The following is a 15,871-nucleotide window of genomic DNA, read 5'->3' as shown; positions in this document are numbered from 1 at the left end:
GAGATGATGGGAAGCGCGGTACACCTGCATGCATCGGCCTGCGGAAAAGACACAATCATTATTGTAGATACCATGAACCTGGATAAGGGCCAGAACCTTTCCATTGGTGCAAATGTTCAGTTCACGTTTGACGGAACTGTAGCGCATGTATTCTCCAAAGATGGATTAAATCTGGAAATGAAATAGAAAATCGTAATGCCTTCGGGGCGCAGCTTGAAAAAAGCTGCGCCCTGTTGTGCTTTTTGGCTAGCTGTTTCAATTCAAATAATTCCGCATGCTTTTCAGCGCATTCTTCTCCAGCCTTGACACCTGTGCCTGGCTGATATGGATTTCTTCTGCCACTTCGGTCTGGGTCTTTCCCTCGAAAAAACGAAGGTCTATGATGTGCCGTTCCCGCTTCGGCAGCCGGTCCATGGCTTCCCGCAGGGAGATTTCTTCGACCCAGCTTTCCTCGGAACTCTTTTTATCCTTGATCTGGTCCATGACGTAGAGCGGGTCACCGCCATCGGTAAAGATAGGCTCGTACAGGCTGACCGGACTCTGGATGGCGTCCAGCGCATAGGTGATCTCTTCTTTGCTGATCCCAATCTCCTGGGCAATTTCCATGAGGGTTGGTTCGCGGGAATTTTTGCGGGTCAGTCCTTCTCTTGCATAGATGGCTTTGTAGGCGGTATCCCGGAGGGAGCGGCTGACCCGGATCGAATTGTTGTCACGCAGATAGCGACGCACCTCCCCTAAGATCATGGGAACCGCATACGTAGAAAAGCGGACATTCTGGGTGATATCAAAATTGTCAATGGCCTTGATCAGGCCAATGCAGCCGATCTGAAACAAGTCATCGACATTTTCATTGCTGCTGGAAAAACGCTGGATCACGCTTAAGACCAGTCGTAAATTTCCTTTGATGTACTGTTCTCTGGCGTCTTCATCGCCATCCAAAATGCGCCGGAAAAGCGCATCTTTTTCCTCGTTCGTAAGCAGGGGCAGCTTCGCCGTATTGACTCCGCAGATTTCCACTTTGTAGCCTGCCATGTTCCTTACCTCCGCAGATGATGTTTATGGGCTGTAACGATTCAGCATGAGATTTTGTTATGAACCGTTACATTTGATTTCTATAAAGATGATTTACGGAAATGAGGGGATTTATACGTTGATGGCGCTTCCAGAAACTGGATTTTACATTGCAATTAGGAGAAAGGTTGTTTATGATAAAGTCAGAATACTTGCAGTGCATAAGGTGAAACAATCCGGTATCATAGAGGAAGTGAGACAAGTGTGCAGCGGGTAGAACTGGATAAAGGAGCAAAGAACAATGGGACATTTTTATTTCGTAAGACACGGCCAGACCATCTGGAATGTAGAAGGAAAAATCTGCGGGGCAACCGATATTGCCCTGACGGACCTGGGACACAAACAGGCGATAGAAACAGGAAAAAAGATTTTGGAGGAGCACATTCATGCGGACGAGATTTTGTATTCTCCGCTGATGCGCGCGGCGGATACGGCAAAACATATTTCTGAGATGACCGGGATCCCAGCCCGGGTGGAATCGCGCCTGAAGGAGCAGAACTTTGGCAAATGGGAGTCTACGCCGCGAAAGGGCGCGGAATTTCAGCAGGCGAAGCAGTCGTTTGCCTGCAGCTATGAGGGCGGCGAGTCCATGCTGCGTCTGGCCCAGCGGATTTACAATCTGCTGGATGAGATCAAGGCGCAGTCGGATGAGAAAACCTATATTCTGGTGGCGCATAATGGAATTGCCCGGGTAGTACAGTCCTATTTTACGGATATGACAAACGAGGAGTTCGCGGCGTATGGTGTGAAAAACTGTGAGGTTGTGCGGTACGACTTCTGAGAATTCTCGTAAAGCAGCAGAATGAGCGTATGCAATGGCTGGAAAAATATAAAACAAACACTTGACGTAAAGCTGGGTTTAGGAGCTATGATATCTTTAGAATGGTAAAAAAGGAGGATTTATCTATGAGCGACCAGAAACCAGTTGCAGCAACCAATGGCGACCAGTATGTACCATATGACCAGAGAACCGGCGAGGAGTCCGTTGTTTATTTTACCAGAGACCTTTCCGAGGAAGGGTTAAAGAAGGTTTATAACCGCATTAAGGAGCATATTTCCGGAAAGACCGGCGTGAAGCTTCACACCGGTGAGAAGAACGGTCCGAATATCATCCCGCGTCCGTGGGTAAAGGAGCTTCTGGCTTACGAGCTTCCGGATGCAAACATTGTGGAGACCAACACTTACTACGAGGGAGACCGCTATACCACCGAGCAGCATCGGGAGACCTTAAAGGTAAATGGCTGGACTTTCTGCCCGGTCGACATTATGGATGAGGACGGAACTGCCATGCTTCCGGTTAAAGATGGCAAATGGTTTACCGAGATGAGCGTTGGCAAGAATCTGTTAAACTATGATTCCCTGCTTGTCCTGACTCATTTTAAGGGTCATGTGATGGGCGGCTTCGGCGGTTCCAACAAGAACATTGGTATTGGCTGTGCAGACGGAAGAGTCGGCAAGGCGATGATCCACACGGTAGAAGGTTCTGATAATATGTGGAGCATTGCTACGGAGGAGCTGATGGAGCGGATCACCGAGTCTACAAAGTCTGTTGTTGACCATTTTGGTGACCACATTGCATTTGTGAATGTGATGCGCAACATGTCTGTTTCCTGTGACTGCGAAGGCGTTGCAGCAAAGCCGGTTGTTACCCCGGATGTGGGCATTGTGGCATCTGCAGATATTCTGGCAGCAGATCAGGCCTGCGTGGATATGGTCTTTGCCATGAAAGAGGACGAGCACAAGGCTCTGACAAAGCGCATGCTCACCCGCCACAGCATGCGCCAGCTTTCCTATATGAAGGAAATGGGCATGGGCAATAACCGCTATCGTCTGATCGACCTCGATAACGATGATGAGGTGATCGATGCAGCAAAGGCTGTTGAGGGTGTGGTACCGTTTGGCCAGGTAAGAAAAATCAAATACAGCAAATAAGAGATTGATCTTTTCATAAAATGGAGAGAGGTCCGGGAAAGCGCGAAAAAGGAATGCTTTTCCCGGACCTTTTTGTTGATAAGGAAGCTTTTATGAAGTAAAATAAAACAGTCTGTAGAATTTGACCGATATATTTAGGAGAAACGATTATGAATACAAAATTATCATTCGCAAGTGACTACATGGAAGGTGCGCATCCTTCTATTTTAGAAACATTACAGGAAACCAATTTTCTGGCATCTCCGGGCTATGGAACGGATTCCTTCACGGAGTCTGCAAAGCAGAAGATCCGCGAGGCCTGCAAGGCGCCGGATGCAGAGGTGTATTTTCTGGTTGGAGGAACCCAGACCAATGCTACGGTGATCGATGGACTTTTGCAGTCTTACCAGGGTGTGATTGCTGCAGATACCGGTCATGTCAGCATGCACGAGGCGGGTGCGATCGAGCATAGCGGGCACAAGGTGCTGACGCTGCCTCATGAGCTTGGGAAGCTTTCGGCAGAGGAAATTCGTGCATACCTGAAAACATTTTGGAGCGATGAAACCACGAGCATATGGTCATGCCTGGTATGGTTTACATTTCCCAGCCGACGGAGTATGGCACGCTTTACTCCAAAAAGGAATTAGAGGATATCAGCAGCGTCTGCCGTGAATATCAGATCCCGCTTTATGTGGACGGCGCCCGTCTGGCGTACGCGCTTGCGTCTCCCGCAAACGATGTTTCCCTGCAGGACCTGGCCGGGTTATGTGATGTTTTCTATATTGGCGGCACCAAGTGCGGAGCATTGTTTGGCGAGGCGGTTGTGATTCCGAAAGCCGGACAGATCCCGCATTTCTTCACAATCATCAAGCAGCATGGTGCGCTTTTGGCAAAGGGAAGAATCCTGGGAATCCAGTTTGATGTTTTGTTTACGGAGCAGCTTTATGAGCAGATTGGAAAAACAGCGGTTGCATTGGCAGCAAAGATTCAGGATACGATAAAAGCAGCCGGAATTCCGCTGTATCTGGAATCTCCGACCAATCAGGTCTTCTGTATTATGGAAAACTCCCGCTTGGAAGCATTAGGAAATGAGGTGGAGTACAGCTTCTGGGAAAAGGCTGATGAAACCCATACAGTCATCCGCTTTGCGACAAGCTGGGCAACACAGGAGGAAAACGTGGAGAAGCTGTGTGAATTGCTGAGAAGAGAATAGCGGAAAGTGTTACGATTTGCAGGCAGGAATTTCCTGAATCAGCAGATGCGTTACTAGTGCCTTCCCGATATGCAGTGCAATTAAAAATGTGTTTTTTGTGTTAATTTTTCTCCCTCCCCTTGTTATTTGGAAAATGCGTGTTATAATACAAATAGAACAAAACTATAACGACAACAATAACATTTTTCTTCAGGCAGTAGCCGCTTCAGAAGGTAAGGTGAGAAATATGGCAGCAAAGAAAGATTTTTATGAAGTTCTCGGTGTTTCCAAAACAGCGAGTGACGCAGAAATAAAGAAAGCATACCGTAAGCTGGCAAAGAAGTATCATCCAGACAGCAATCCGAATGATACCGTGGCAGCAGAACGGTTTAAAGAGATCAATGAAGCATATGATGTTTTAAGTGATCCGGAGAAAAAGAAACTCTACGACCAGTTTGGCGCGGCAGCGTTTGAAGCCGGGTTTGATCCGAAGGCAGCAGCCGGAGGATATGGCGGCTTTGGTGGCTTTGGCGGCGGCTTCCACGGATTTTCCGGCGGCACAGGTGGTTTTCACGGTTTTTCGGGTGATCCAAACGGCGGCTATCAGGAGTTCCATTTCGAGGGCAATCCGGAAGATATGGACGATATTTTTGGCGGCATGTTCGGAGGTATGTTCGGTGGACACGGAAGCAGGCAGAAAGGCACTGGCTCGAACAATCAATCTGGAGGAAGCGGACGAAGCAGTTTCCATGGTGGTTTTGGCAGCAGTGGCTTTCAGAGCCGTGGCCAGGATGTAACCTCCGACTTGATGGTTACGTTTGATGAGGCAGCATTTGGCTGCGACAAGATCATCACCCTGACCGGCTCGGATGGACGCAAGCAGACCTTAAAACTGCATATTCCAGCCGGTATGGAGGATGGCAAGAGCATCCGTCTGCAGGGAAAAGGCGGTGCCGGAATCGGCGGCGCACAGGCCGGAGATCTTTTGATCTGCATTCATGTCAGTGAAAAACCTGGATTTACCAGAAAAGGAGCAGATGTGTATACGACAGCCAACATTCCGTTTACGACAGCAGTTCTTGGTGGGGAAGCAATCATCCAGACGCTAAATGGACGGGTATCCTGCCACATCAAACCGGGAATCCAGTCTGGTTCCAAGATCCGTCTGAAGGGCAAAGGCGTAGCCAATATGCGTGACCCGAAGACCTTTGGCGACTTATATGTCACCGTTCAGATTGAAGTGCCGACGAATCTGTCGGCAGAAGCACTTGCGAAACTGAAAGAATTTGAGAAGGCCAGCAGTGGAAAGAAGGGCGGATTTCACGCCGCGTAAATGAGAAGGGACTTGTGTGTGAAATGACTGATCTATAGAGTGGATTATTTCACCGTGCAGTCCCTTTTTGGGGGATAAAGAACCTGCTCATATCAGTATGTTCCAATTCCAACAGCTTTACTTTATTACCAATCCCGCCTGCATATCCGGTCAGACTTCCATTCGTGCCACCACCCGGTGGCAAGGCACGATAATGGAAACCGGATTATGCCCGACAGCGCCGCCGACAGCCTGGGCTGACATTTTTGCGAGTCCATGCCGGTCGGCCAGTTTCCTGGCAAGAGCTCCGTAGGTAACGGTCTGTCCATAGGGAATTTCCAGTAGCAGCTTCCAGACCTCCATGCGGAAATCGGAGCCGGTCAGATGAAGCTTTGGTGTGAAATCGGGTTCCTTTCCCTGAAAATAGAGATCCAGCCAACGGCGGGTATCAGTAAGAATTTCAGAAGCTTCTTTCTGACCGGCAGCAGCACTGCCGGTCGGAGTCTTCTCAATTTTTTTATATTCTTTGTTCTCTAAAGTATCTGCAAAATATTTCCCATTTTCCAGCCACAGTCCGGTAAGACCTGCCGAATCAGCTGCAAGCAGGAGCGTCCCGAGGGGCGAAAAATAGGTGGATGTGTATATCATAAAAAATCCCCCATGTAGTGCTACTGCTTCTGCCTCGTAAAATGCAAGATCACATGTATCAGCCGTTTTTCATCAATCGGCTTTGCCAGATGCGCATTCATTCCAGCTTCCTTGGAACGGCGGATATCTTCGGAGAATGCGTTGGCGGTCATGGCGATGATGGGGACGGAAGCAGCCTGCGGGTGCCAGGAAGAACGGATTGCCTGTGTGGCTTCCAGTCCGTTCATTTCCGGCATCATGACATCCATAAGGATGATGTCGTAATAGCCGACAGGGGCTTCCAGAAATTTTTTGACAGCAGCTTTTCCATTGTGTGCAGTGTCGACGCTGGCACCGGCATGCGCCAGCAAATATTGTGCAATCTCCAGATTTAAGTCGTTATCTTCGACCAGAAGAATGTGCAGACCGTTTAAGGTTAAGGTTTCCTCGCGTTGTTCGGATGCAGCAGGTGGATTCGGATCCAGTTCCATTGGAATTTCCAAGGTAAAGCCGAGGATGCCGTTCATCGGGGTGCAATAGAAGCCCCCTTTGAAATCCACGCTTATGCTGCTATGCCCTGATACTGTTTGTTTCCTGCATATGTGCAGGATAAATTATGCCTTGTTTTTTTCGTAAAGGATCATGAGTCCCTTTAACAGAAGGGCATCGTCGTAAATGATCTTGTGGCGGCAGAGCGGAACCACAAAGCGGGAAAGTCCGCCGGTCGCAATGATTGTGGCTGGTTCGCCGATTTCTTCTTCCATATGGTCAATAATTCCGTCGATCATGCCGGCATTGCCGTACATGATGCCGCTGCGCATACAGTCAATGGTGTTTTTCCCGATGACACGCTTTGGAATGTCAAGGCTGATGGATGGCAGCTGTGCCGTTTTGCTGCTTAAGGAGTCTAAGGAGACCCGGAGACCCGGATAGATGATTCCGCCGATGTAATTTCCGCTTTTATCAACCACGGACATGGTTGTTGCGGTTCCCATATCGATGATGATGATCGGCCCCGGGTATTCGCGGATCGCTGCAACGGCGTCTACGATCATGTCGCTTCCCACAGTCTTCGGGTTATCCATGATGATATTCATGCCGGTTTTGATACCAGCGCCGACCAGCATGGGATGATAACCTAAAATCTTCTTTACGGCAGAAGAAATCGGTGCGTTGAGCGGCGGAACGACAGACGACATAATGGCCCCTTCAATGTCGGATGGATTGATCTGGTGGATTTCCAGAATGTTCTTGATGTTGATGGCATACTCAGTGCCGGTTTTGGCGTGGTCTGTGGTGACGCGCTCTACAAAATAGGTTTTCTGGGAATCGATACAGCCGATAACAATGTTGGTATTTCCCATATCCAGTGCTAAAATCATGGATGAAGCTCCTTTTTTCTTTATTGTCTGCAGCAATGAAACGTTTGTTTGCAGCCGAATTTTTCTGGGTCTGCACAGCAAAGATACAGACGTATAGATTATCTACAATCCTACCATATTTTACAGGGAAAGACAATCGGAATACACGCGTCTTGTCGTTTCTGCCCCTTTTATTGGCGGTTGAAATATGATATACTTACAAGACTGTTTGTATGAAAAATGAGGAGGCTTTGACTCTTATGTTAAAAGGAAAAACTGTGGTGCTGGGTGTCAGCGGCGGAATCGCTGCCTACAAGATCGCAAGCCTGGCAAGCATGCTGGTAAAGCAGCATGCCAATGTGCGTGTGATCATGACACAGAATGCTACCAATTTTATTACCCCGACGACGTTTGAAACCTTGACCGGGCAGAAATGCCTGGTGGACACCTTTGACCGGAATTTTGAGTTCCAGGTGGAGCATGTATCGCTGGCAAAGCAGGCAGATATTTTTATGATCGCACCTGCTACGGCCAATGTGATCGCCAAGGTAGCCCATGGTCTGGCAGATGACATGCTGACGACGACGTTTCTGGCCTGCAAAAAGCCGAAATATATCGTACCGGCCATGAATACCCAGATGTACGAAAACCAGATCACGCAGGACAATCTGGAAATCTGCAGAAAGTATGGCATGCATGTCATTGATCCGGCGAGCGGTTATCTGGCCTGCGGTGATACCGGAGCCGGAAAGATGCCGGAGCCGGAGACCTTGTTTGAGTATATTCTGCAGGAGCTTGCCTGCGAGAAGGATCTTGCCGGAAAAAAGGTTCTGGTAACAGCCGGACCGACCAGGGAGGCGATCGATCCGGTACGTTATATCACCAACCATTCTACCGGAAAAATGGGCTATGCCATCGCGCGGGCAGCCGCAAGGAGAGGTGCCGAGGTGACGCTGGTGAGCGGACCGGTGGATCTAAAAGCGCCGCTTGGCGTGAAGCTGGTGCCGGTGGTCAGTGCAAAGGATATGTTCGATGCCGTGACCTCGGTCAGTGACCAGCAGGATGCCATCATCAAGGCGGCAGCGGTAGCCGATTACCGCCCGGCGGTTGTGGGTGCGGAGAAGACCAAAAAGAGTGATGGCAACATGAACATTGAGCTGGAGCGCACGGATGACATTCTGGCATGGCTGGGTGCGCACCGGAGAGCGGGGCAGGTGCTTTGTGGTTTCTCTATGGAGACCCAGAATATGCTGGAGAATTCCCAGGCGAAGCTTGCAAAGAAAAAGGTGGACATGATCGTGGCCAACAGTCTGCGGACAGCCGGAGCCGGATTCGGCACCGATACCAACATCGTGACGGTCATCACGAAGGATGGCGCCGAGGAGCTGGAGCTGATGAGCAAGGATGCGGTGGCGCACGAACTTCTGAATCGTATTTTTCCACATGCTTAGTCCTTGCAAAAGCAGAGTGTGTCTGGTAAACTATAAGTTTGGAACGAGAAATAAAAGCGGATAGATTCAGACCGCTTTCACCTTATATACATTCGGAAATTTCGAATGTACGATATAGAACGGAGGACAAACTTTTGTCGAATATAACAGAAGAAATCAAGAAACGAAGAACCTTTGCGATCATTTCCCATCCGGATGCCGGTAAGACAACCCTGACGGAGAAATTCCTGCTTTACGGAGGTGCCATCAACCTGGCTGGTACCGTAAAGGGAAGAAAGGCCGCAAAGCATGCCGTATCCGACTGGATGGAGATCGAGAAGGAGAGAGGTATTTCTGTAACCTCATCTGTTATGCAGTTTGAATACGATAACTACTGCATCAACATTCTGGATACCCCGGGACACCAGGACTTCTCTGAGGATACCTACCGTACCCTGATGGCGGCCGACAGTGCAGTCATGGTCATCGACGGTTCCAAGGGTGTTGAGGCACAGACCATTAAGCTGTTCAAGGTCTGTGTCATGAGAGGCATCCCGATCTTTACTTTCATCAACAAGATGGACCGCGAGGCACGCGACCCGTTTGAGCTGATGGATGAGATTGAGAACGTGCTTGGCATCCGCACCTGCCCGATCAACTGGCCGATCGGCTGTGGAAAGAACTTCAAGGGTGTGTATGACCGCCACGAGAAGACCATTACCACCTTCACGGCTGCCATGGGCGGACAGAAGGAGATCGATTCCCAGACCTTCCCGGTAGAGGGAACCGATGTCGAGGCGGTGATCGGAGCCGATTACCACCAGCAGCTGTTAGATGAGATCGAGCTTTTGGATGGCGCTGCCGATGAGTTTGACCAGGAACGTGTCAGCCGCGGTAATTTATCCCCGGTATTTTTCGGTTCCGCACTGACCAACTTCGGTGTCGAGACTTTCCTGCAGCATTTCCTGAAGATGACAACCTCCCCGCTGCCGAGAAAGGCGATCACAAGAGAAATCAGTCCGTTTAACGACGATTTCTCCGCGTTTGTCTTCAAGATCCAGGCAAACATGAATAAGGCACACCGCGACCGTATCGCGTTTATGCGTATCGTGTCTGGCAAGTTCGAGGCCGGCATGGAAGTAAACCATGTGCAGGGCGGCAAGAAGATCCGCCTGTCCCAGCCGCAGCAGATGATGGCGCAGGACAGAAAGATCGTCGAGGAAGCATATGCAGGCGATATCATCGGTGTGTTCGATCCGGGTATTTTCTCGATTGGTGATACCTTATGTCTCTCCAACGAGAAGTTTGAGTTTGAGGGCATCCCGACCTTCGCACCGGAGCATTTCGCACGCGTGCGCCAGATCGACACCATGAAGCGCAAACAGTTCTTAAAGGGTGTCAGCCAGATCGCCCAGGAGGGCGCGATCCAGATCTTCCAGGAGTTCAACACCGGTATGGAGGAGATCATCGTCGGCGTAGTCGGTGAGCTGCAGTTTGAGGTTCTGACTTACCGTCTGGAGAATGAGTACAATGTAGAGGTGAAGCTGGAGAAGCTGCCGTACGAGTATATCCGCTGGATCGAGAACAAGGACGAGATCGATGTGGCCAAGATCCAGGGTACCTCCGACATGAAGCGCATCAAGGACTTAAAGGACAACCCGCTTCTGATCTTTGTCAACAGCTGGAGTATCGGCATGGTAGAGGACCGTAACCCGGGATTAAAGCTGAGTGAGTTCGGGCGTAACTAGAAGTCATAAAAAATATATGGAGGAAATAAATCATGAGCAAGATTGACGTAGTAAGAGCTGCAATGGTAGAGGCAATGAAGGCAAAAGACAAGGCTAGAAAAGACTCCCTGTCCATGCTGCTTTCCGCACTGAAGAACGCGCAGATCGACAAGCGCGAGGAGCTGACTGAGGATGAAGAGAACGCAGTAGTAAAGAAGGAAATCCGCCAGACCCAGGAAACCTACGACATGGCTCCGGCAGACCGTACCGACATCCGCGAGGAGGCTGCTGCAAGACTTGCCGTTTACAAAGAGTTCGCTCCGGAAGATATGAACGTAGAGCAGATCACGGAGGTGATCAAAGGAGTTCTTGCAGAGCTTGGCATTGAGCAGCCGACCGGGGCAGACAAGGGCAAGATCATGAAGGTTCTGATGCCGAAGGTAAAAGGCAAAGCAGATGGTAAGCTGGTAAACCAGACTCTTGCCGGTATGATGAAATAAATCATTTCTGGACGCATTTGTGTGAATAACAGCGAAATGCTGTAAAATGATAAAAATAATAGACTTTGGGGGTTAATCTTATGTACAAAGAGAAAATCAGCGCCTGGGTGGACGCTCACAAAGATGAGATGATCGAGGATATCTGTGAACTCTGCCGCATCAACAGTGAAAAGATGCCGGAGGAAGAAGATATGGACATGCCGTTTGGCCCGGGTGCCGCAGAGTGTCTGGATACGGCTCTGGATATGGCAGAGGGTTACGGTTTTGAAACCTGCTCTTATGACGGATATGTGGGCTGCGTGGATATGAATGAACTTCCGCACCAGCTGGATATCCTGGCACATCTGGATGTTGTTCCGGCAGGAGAGGGCTGGACTGTGACAGAACCGTTCAAACCGGTTGTAAAAGACGGAAAGCTTTACGGCCGCGGTACTGCAGATGATAAAGGTCCGGCTGTGGCAGCACTGTATGCCATGCGTGCAGTCAAAGAGCTTGGCATCCCGCTTAAGAAAAATGTCCGCCTGATCCTTGGTACGGATGAAGAGTGCGGCAGCAGCGATATCAAGTATTATTACAGCCAGGAAAAGGAAGCACCAATGACTTTTTCCCCGGATGCAGCTTATCCGCTGGTAAATACAGAAAAAGGACGTTTCCCTGGCCACTTCACTGCAAAATTCGCCTGCTCGGATGCACTCCCGAAGCTGGTTTCCATTCAGGCGGGAACCAAGGTCAACGTGGTTCCAGGAAAGGCAAAGGCTGTCGTGGAAGGCTTTACGGCAGATGTGTTAGAAACAGCTGCGGCTGAGACAGAGACAGAAACCGGGATCCGCTTCGATTTTGCGGTTGAGGGAGCAGTCACTACGGTAACGGCAACCGGAATTGGTGCGCACGCATCGACTCCGGAGGTGGGAAACAACGCGCTGACCGGACTTTTAGTATTCCTTGGAAAGCTGGCATTTGCACCGTGTGAGCAGATCGATATGGTGCGCAAGGCAGCAGCCCTGATCCCGCACGGCGATGTGAACGGACAGACGCTTGGCGTATCCATGGAGGATGAGCTTTCCGGAAAGCTGACCTTATCTTTTAATATGCTGACGGTCGATGCCGGAAGCCTGGACGGGGAATTTGATGGCCGTGTGCCGGTATGCGGAAATAATGACAACGTGCTTGAGGTTGTGAGAAGCCGCATGGCAGAGCAGGGTCTGACCCTGTTAAATAAAGAGATGGCTCCGCCACATCATGTGCCGGGCGATTCCAAATTTGTAAAGACACTTCTTGCAGCTTTTGAAATGTACACAGGCCGCAAGGGCGAGTGCCAGTCCATGGGCGGCGGCACATATGTGCATAATCTGAAAAATGGCGTGGCATTCGGTGCAGCGATGCCGGAAACCGACAACAAGATGCACGGTCCGGACGAGTTCGCGGTTGTGGATGAGCTGGTGGTAAGTGCCAAGATCTTTGCACAGGCCATCGTGGACCTTTGCAAATAATGGGATGTTGTTTGGCAACGCAGGAACAGTAAGGATTTTCTGGGCGGAAAATCCCGTATGATATCGTTTATGCAACAAAATAGCAGAGGGTGAGTAAGAATGAGAAATCATGTTTACTCACCCTTTTTGTATTTAAATAAAAACACTTATAAACCTATTGACATAGTAGGTAAAGGTAGTTATAATACAAAACATCGAATCACCTACGGAAATACAGGGTGATTAAAAAATCAAACAGACGTAAGACCAGTGAAAGACGAATAGGAAAGGCAGGTACATACCATGAGCAAAAATTACAAGTTTGAGACCCTTCAGCTTCACGTAGGACAGGAGAATGCAGATCCGGCAACCGATTCCAGAGCAGTACCGATCTACGCAACCACCTCTTATGTATTTAAAGATTCCGCACAGGCAGCAGGACGTTTCGCTTTAAGCGAGCCGGGCAATATCTACACCCGTCTGATGAACCCGACCTCCGATGTATTCGAGAAGAGAGTTGCAGCCTTAGAGGGTGGTATCGGAGCACTGGCTACCGCATCTGGTTCCGCAGCGATCGCTTATGCGATCCAGAACATCGCAAAGGCAGGAGACCACATCGTATCCTCCACCAACCTGTACGGCGGAACCACCAACCTGTTTGAGAACACACTGCCGGAGCAGGGAATCACCGCTACCCTGGTTGATCCGTCCGATCCGGAAAACTTCGAGAAAGCAATCCAGCCAAACACCAAGCTGCTGTATTCCGAGACACTTGGCAACCCGAACTCCGATGTGGTAGATCTGGAAGCAATCGCAGCCATTGCACACCGTCATGGTATTCCACTTATCGTGGACAGCACCTTTGCAACCCCGTATCTGTTACGTCCGATCGAGCATGGTGCTGATATCGTAGTACATTCCGCTACCAAGTTCATGGGCGGCCATGGTACCGTAATGGGCGGTGTTGTCGTAGACGGTGGTAAGTTCGACTGGGCCCAGAACGATAAGTTCCCGGGATTAAGCAAACCGAACCCGTCTTACCATGGTATCGTATTTACCGAAGCATGCGGAAATGCTGCTTACATCACCAAGCTCCGCACCACGCTGATGAGAGACTTAGGTGCTACCATTTCCCCGTTCAACTCCTTCCTGTTACTGCAGGGCCTGGAGACTCTGTCCTTAAGAGTAGAGCGTCACGTAGAGAATGCCTTAAAGGTTGTTAATTTCTTAAAGAATCATCCGCAGGTAGAAAAAGTAAACCATCCGTCCCTGGCAACCGGCCGCCAGAAAGAGCTGTATGACCACTACTTCCCGAATGGTGCAGGTTCTATCTTTACTTTTGAGATCAAGGGCGATGTAAACACCGCAAAGAAGTTTACCGAGAGCCTGGAGTTATTCTCCCTGCTGGCAAATGTGGCAGATGTAAAATCCCTGGTTATCCATCCGGCATCCACCACACATTCCCAGTTAGACGAGGAAGGCCTGCTGGCATGCGGCATTAAGCCAACCACCATCCGTCTTTCTATCGGTACCGAGCATATCGATGACATCATTGATGACTTAAAGCATGGCTTTGAGGCAGTAAAGTAAAGAATACAAAACAAAATATAAGATCGTTACAAAGAAAAGGATAAGGTATCCTGCAGTTTTCCCCCAACATAGACTGCAGGATGCAAAATCCACAGCTGTTTGTGCAGCGCGTGGGCAGTGACCATAGACACAATGCAGCACAAGGAGGACATCATCATGGCAAATATCTATACTTCAGCAGATCAGCTGATTGGAAAAACTCCGCTTCTGGAGCTTACCCATATCGAAAAGAAATTAGGTTTAAAGGCGAAAATCCTGGCAAAGCTTGAGTATTTTAACCCGGCAGGCTCCGTAAAGGACCGTATTGCAAAAGCGATGATCGATGCGGCAGAAAAGAGCGGCCAGTTAAAGCCAGGCTCCGTGATCATTGAGCCGACCTCCGGAAACACCGGAATCGGTCTTGCATCTGTGGCAGCAGCACGCGGATACCGCATCATCATTGTAATGCCGGAGACCATGTCTGTGGAACGCCGCCAGTTAATGAAAGCTTATGGCGCAGAGCTGGTACTGACTGAGGGAGCAAAGGGCATGAAGGGCGCGATTGCCAAGGCCGATGAGCTCGCCAAAGAGATCCCGGGTGCGTTTGTAACCGGACAGTTCGTAAACCCGGCAAACCCGCAGGCTCATTTCGAGACCACAGGACCGGAGATCTGGGCAGACACCGACGGAGCAGTAGACTATTTCGTAGCAGGTGTCGGCACTGGCGGAACCATTACCGGAACCGGCCGTTACTTAAAGTCCCAGAACCCGGATGTGAAGGTTGTTGCAGTAGAACCGGCTTCTTCTGCAGTGCTTTCTACCGGTGTGGCAGGACCGCATAAGATCCAGGGAATCGGCGCTGGCTTTGTTCCAGATGTGCTGGATACAAAAATTTATGACGAGATTATTCCGGTCAGCAACGATGACGCGTTTGCGACCGGCAAGGAAATTGGTAAAAATGAAGGCGTGCTGGTAGGAATTTCCTCCGGTGCTGCTGTATGGGCAGCCATTGAACTGGCAAAACGCCCGGAAAATGAGGGTAAGACGATCGTTGTGCTTCTCCCGGATACCGGAGAGCGCTATCTGTCCACCCCATTATTTGCAGACTAAGACAGAAGGTTTTGCAGCCTGTGATTTGTGATACGCAAAACAGCCTGCGAGACAGTGAAAGAGAAAATAGAGAAGGATGGTTTGGAGATTATGATGATTTCAACAAGAGGAAGATATGCACTGCGCGTGATGGTGGACTTGGCAGAACATACCACCGGGGCTTTTACTCCGTTAAAGGAGGTGGCTGAGCGCCAGGAAATTTCCCAGAAATACCTGGAATCGATCATGTCCAATCTGTCCAAATCAGGCTTTGTAGAAGGTGCACAGGGAAAAGGCGGCGGATACCGCCTGACCCGCGCCCCGGAAGATTATAAAGTGGGCGAGATCCTGCGCCTGACAGAGGGACCGCTTGTGCCGGTTGCCTGTCTGGAGCCGGGGTCTAAACCCTGTTCCATGTCATCACACTGCAGGACCCTTCCCATGTGGAACCGTCTCAACCATGTGATCAATGATTTCTTTGACAGCTATACCATCGCCGACCTGATGCAGACCGAAGATGGTGGGGACTACATTATTTAAAGATAACCTTGACAAACCTACTAACCTGGCGTACAATACGCCACATAAGGTAGAAAATACAAACTACGGAAAC

The 15,871-nt window shown here is 49.8% G+C and carries 14 protein-coding genes and 2 pseudogenes; 12 read left to right on the top strand and 4 right to left on the bottom strand.

The window, feature by feature from the left end:
- Positions 1–3: 3 nt before the first annotated feature.
- Positions 4–186, top strand: coding sequence for a hypothetical protein (locus DXA97_RS00165; RefSeq protein WP_118718144.1), 183 nt, complete (start codon positions 4–6; stop codon positions 184–186).
- A gap of 69 nt (positions 187–255) precedes the next feature.
- Here DXA97_RS00165 and sigG read toward each other — a convergent pair whose 3' ends face one another.
- Positions 256–1,032 carry an RNA polymerase sporulation sigma factor SigG gene (gene sigG, locus DXA97_RS00160; RefSeq protein ID WP_118718143.1) on the bottom strand — a complete coding sequence of 259 codons (777 nt, stop codon included), beginning with the start codon at positions 1,030–1,032 and terminating at the stop codon, positions 256–258.
- A 280-nt stretch (positions 1,033–1,312) separates the two neighbouring features.
- Between sigG and DXA97_RS00155 the strand changes: the two genes are divergently transcribed.
- From DXA97_RS00155 to DXA97_RS00140, 4 genes and pseudogenes are all read left to right on the top strand, one after another.
- Positions 1,313–1,852 carry a histidine phosphatase family protein gene (locus DXA97_RS00155; RefSeq protein WP_118718142.1) on the top strand — a complete coding sequence of 180 codons (540 nt, stop codon included), beginning with the start codon at positions 1,313–1,315 and terminating at the stop codon, positions 1,850–1,852.
- Between the two features lie 125 nt (positions 1,853–1,977).
- Positions 1,978–3,003 carry a DUF362 domain-containing protein gene (locus tag DXA97_RS00150; RefSeq protein ID WP_118718141.1) on the top strand — a complete coding sequence of 342 codons (1,026 nt, stop codon included), beginning with the start codon at positions 1,978–1,980 and terminating at the stop codon, positions 3,001–3,003.
- 149 nt (positions 3,004–3,152) lie between these two features.
- Positions 3,153–4,195 (top strand): annotated as a pseudogene (locus DXA97_RS00145) (aminotransferase class I/II-fold pyridoxal phosphate-dependent enzyme).
- 226 nt (positions 4,196–4,421) lie between these two features.
- The gene (locus DXA97_RS00140; RefSeq protein WP_118718140.1) at positions 4,422–5,507 is read left to right on the top strand and encodes a J domain-containing protein; all 1,086 of its coding nucleotides are present in this window, start codon (positions 4,422–4,424) and stop codon (positions 5,505–5,507) included.
- 49 nt (positions 5,508–5,556) lie between these two features.
- Here the strand turns inward: DXA97_RS00140 and DXA97_RS00135 are convergent.
- From DXA97_RS00135 to DXA97_RS00125, 3 genes and pseudogenes are all read right to left on the bottom strand, one after another.
- Positions 5,557–6,134, bottom strand: a pseudogene (locus tag DXA97_RS00135) (methylated-DNA--[protein]-cysteine S-methyltransferase).
- Between the two features lie 20 nt (positions 6,135–6,154).
- A complete protein-coding gene (locus tag DXA97_RS00130; RefSeq protein WP_243107485.1) occupies positions 6,155–6,673 on the bottom strand; it encodes a response regulator in 519 nt (172 codons plus the stop codon).
- 54 nt (positions 6,674–6,727) lie between these two features.
- Complete coding sequence (locus DXA97_RS00125) at positions 6,728–7,495, bottom strand: type III pantothenate kinase (protein ID WP_118718138.1); 768 nt, start codon at positions 7,493–7,495, stop codon at positions 6,728–6,730.
- 239 nt (positions 7,496–7,734) lie between these two features.
- Between DXA97_RS00125 and coaBC the strand changes: the two genes are divergently transcribed.
- The 7 genes from coaBC to DXA97_RS00090 all read left to right on the top strand — a co-directional run bounded on the left by coaBC (position 7,735) and on the right by DXA97_RS00090 (position 15,798).
- Entirely contained in the window at positions 7,735–8,925 is a 1,191-nt protein-coding gene (coaBC, locus tag DXA97_RS00120) for a bifunctional phosphopantothenoylcysteine decarboxylase/phosphopantothenate--cysteine ligase CoaBC (RefSeq protein WP_118718137.1), read from the top strand.
- Positions 8,926–9,059: 134 nt separating this feature from the next.
- Positions 9,060–10,652 carry a peptide chain release factor 3 gene (locus DXA97_RS00115; protein ID WP_118543620.1) on the top strand — a complete coding sequence of 531 codons (1,593 nt, stop codon included), beginning with the start codon at positions 9,060–9,062 and terminating at the stop codon, positions 10,650–10,652.
- A gap of 32 nt (positions 10,653–10,684) precedes the next feature.
- On the top strand, positions 10,685–11,131 hold the full coding sequence (locus DXA97_RS00110; protein WP_118543619.1) for a GatB/YqeY domain-containing protein: 447 nt from the start codon (positions 10,685–10,687) through the stop codon (positions 11,129–11,131).
- Positions 11,132–11,211: 80 nt separating this feature from the next.
- Complete coding sequence (pepV, locus tag DXA97_RS00105; RefSeq protein WP_118718136.1) at positions 11,212–12,621, top strand: dipeptidase PepV; 1,410 nt, start codon at positions 11,212–11,214, stop codon at positions 12,619–12,621.
- Positions 12,622–12,903: 282 nt separating this feature from the next.
- A complete protein-coding gene (locus DXA97_RS00100) occupies positions 12,904–14,190 on the top strand; it encodes an O-acetylhomoserine aminocarboxypropyltransferase/cysteine synthase family protein (protein WP_118718135.1) in 1,287 nt (428 codons plus the stop codon).
- Between the two features lie 156 nt (positions 14,191–14,346).
- Positions 14,347–15,279, top strand: a complete 933-nt coding sequence (cysK, locus tag DXA97_RS00095) for a cysteine synthase A (protein WP_118718134.1) — start codon at positions 14,347–14,349, stop codon at positions 15,277–15,279.
- Positions 15,280–15,369: 90 nt separating this feature from the next.
- Positions 15,370–15,798, top strand: coding sequence for an RrF2 family transcriptional regulator (locus DXA97_RS00090; protein WP_118718356.1), 429 nt, complete (start codon positions 15,370–15,372; stop codon positions 15,796–15,798).
- Positions 15,799–15,871: the final 73 nt, after the last annotated feature.

This window comes from Clostridium sp. OF09-36, from assembly GCF_003481985.1.
GTDB lineage: Bacteria > Bacillota > Clostridia > Lachnospirales > Lachnospiraceae > Brotaphodocola.
Note: the sequence above shows the minus strand (reverse complement) of the source record. Positions and strands in the feature narration are given on the sequence as shown.